The following is a 2,313-nucleotide window of genomic DNA, read 5'->3' as shown; positions in this document are numbered from 1 at the left end:
CAAGATCGTGTTGCCGCGCAGAGCGCGGCAACACGATCTTGGGTTTATGCCCTGATACAGTTGGCGGTAGCTATATAAAATTTCTGGACGATTATTGACGGTTGAACTCAAGTTAACATAGAGCGATGCAGGTAAGATCTGCATCGCTCTATTGAATATAAACCCGCTAGAGAAAGTCCATGAACGATCGTTTAGTTCGCGCCCTCACCGCCGACGGCAGAGTCCGTGTCATTGGCGTGAATATTACCCAATCCCTGAATAATGCCTATCGCCGCCATCATTTATCACCATTAGCCATCGCCGCTCTCGGTCGCGCAATGAGCGCGAGCCTGCTACTTGCCTCAAATATGAAGAAAGAAAGAGCCAGAGTAAATGTTAGAGTCGCTGGTGATGGTGGACTTGGGTTGATCTATGCTGATGCTGGATTCGATGGCACTATACGTGGCTTTGTCGCCAATCCTCAATTTAAATTACCACCTCTAGCTGATGGGCAACAAAATGTCAGTCAAGGGGTAGGGCATACAGGTTTCTTTAAAGTTATGCGCGACGTGGGCTATGGCGAACCCTATAGCAGCACCGTCGAACTAATTGCTGGTGATATTGCCAATGACGTTGCTTGGTACTTAGCTTCTTCGGAGCAAACCTTTTCTAAGCTCATTCTGACGGAAGTCATCAATCCAGAGAATAGTGATGCTCCCGTGCAGGTAGCGGCAGGGTTACTACTACAGATTATGCCTGTGGCAACACTTCGGATTGCGAAAACGACAAATCGTTCCCAAGAAGAATTACTCATTCAACTAGAAGCCAAAAGTAATACTCAAAATTTCATCCATCTATTGCTCCAAGATAAAACGATCGAAGATGTGATGACCGAATTATTTGCTGATATGCATTTAGATATCTTACCGATGAGCAAAGATGTGAGGTTTCACTGTCCCTGCACCCTCGATCGCATGTTAGCGGCGATGAAAATGTTTGGAGAGGAAGACCTGCGATCGATGATTGCTGAAGATCTTGGCGCTGAAGCAACTTGTCATTTCTGTGGGGAGGTTTATCATGCTACTACGGAGCAGCTGAATAAGTTACTGGCAGATTTACTAGTTGAGACAAAAGCTTAACTGCCTAACCGCAAACAAGTCTTCCCAGTCAAATCTTCTTCTCGATTGGGCTTTATGGTAACTTCACTTCTATTCGCTTCTTGATCGATCAGCCTAATTTCTAAAAACTATGACATTTAACGCACAAATCGGCATCATTGGTGGCAGTGGACTCTACAAAATGTCTGCCCTGAGCGATATTCAGGAAATTAACATAGATACCCCCTTTGGCAAAACGTCAGATGCCTTTATCTACGGCAAATTATCTGGAACACCCGTACTATTTCTTGCCAGACATGGGCGATCGCACCATTTACTGCCATCGGAAGTCCCCTATCGCGCTAATATCTATGCGCTTAAAAGTCTGGGCGTGGAATATATCATTTCCGCCTCGGCAGTAGGTTCTTTGCAGGAATACGCCCGCCCCCTTGATATTGTGTTGCCCGATCAATTTATCGATCGCACCACCAGCCGTACCTCCACCTTCTTTGGCGAGGGTATTGTCGCTCACGTTGCCTTTGGCGAACCAATTTGCAAATCATTGCTATCGGTTATTGCCTCGGCGGCGGAAGGGGTTGATTTGGGACGAAACAAAGTCCATAAAGGAGGGATTTATCTCTGCATGGAAGGTCCTGCTTTCTCGACCAAGGCGGAATCCTTGCTCTACCGTAGTTGGGGGGCAAAGGTAATTGGCATGACAAATCTCACCGAAGCAAAACTCGCTCGTGAAGCGGAAATTGCCTATGCCACGATCGCCTTAGTCACCGATTATGATTGTTGGCATGACGATCATGAAAGCGTAACGGTAGATATGATCATCCAAAATTTACATAAGAATGCCGTCAATGCGCAACAGGTAATTCAGAATGCTGTCGCCAAAATTGCCGCCAACCCACCAAAATCTGAAGCTCATACTGCGCTTAAGACTTCGATCTTGACTGATTTGAGCCAGATATCAGGAGTAAGCCGCGATCGCCTCAAAGTAATTTTACAAAAATATCTTTAAACCTCTGGGCTCAGCCTACTCCCTTCCCAAAGCTTAACAGTAAAAGCCTTGCTACGCAAGGCTTTTACTGTTGAGCTTTGAGAAAGGGTTTGCGTAGCAAACCCTTTCTCAAAGCCCGTTTCAAATCATCCTGAACTCACATTAGTAAGGGTTTTCAAGTTAAGAAATGGCGTAGCCATTTCTTACAGCTACAGTCAATTGAATGAGGAC

2 protein-coding genes are annotated in these 2,313 nt (G+C 45.7%); both read left to right on the top strand.

The genetic code is table 11. The features are described from left to right. Window positions 1–179 precede the first annotated feature (179 nt). Complete coding sequence (gene hslO / locus AC805_RS14500) at window positions 180–1,118, top strand: Hsp33 family molecular chaperone HslO (RefSeq protein WP_055076079.1); 939 nt, start codon at window positions 180–182, stop codon at window positions 1,116–1,118. A gap of 109 nt (window positions 1,119–1,227) precedes the next feature. Further along, window positions 1,228–2,103 carry an S-methyl-5'-thioadenosine phosphorylase gene (locus AC805_RS14495; protein ID WP_055076078.1) on the top strand — a complete coding sequence of 292 codons (876 nt, stop codon included), beginning with the start codon at window positions 1,228–1,230 and terminating at the stop codon, window positions 2,101–2,103. Window positions 2,104–2,313: the final 210 nt, after the last annotated feature.

Origin of the sequence: Pseudanabaena sp. 'Roaring Creek' (genome assembly GCF_001402795.1) — a bacterium.
Lineage (GTDB): Bacteria > Cyanobacteriota > Cyanobacteriia > Pseudanabaenales > Pseudanabaenaceae > Pseudanabaena.
Note: the sequence above shows the minus strand (reverse complement) of the source record. Positions and strands in the feature narration are given on the sequence as shown.

What these genes read in the sequence shown, in the direction of transcription:
- hslO (WP_055076079.1), top strand. Translation starts at nt 180, where the DNA reads ATGAACGATCGTTTAGTTCGCGCCCTCACCGCCGACGGCAGAGTCCGT.
- AC805_RS14495 (WP_055076078.1), top strand. Translation starts at nt 1,228, where the DNA reads ATGACATTTAACGCACAAATCGGCATCATTGGTGGCAGTGGACTCTAC.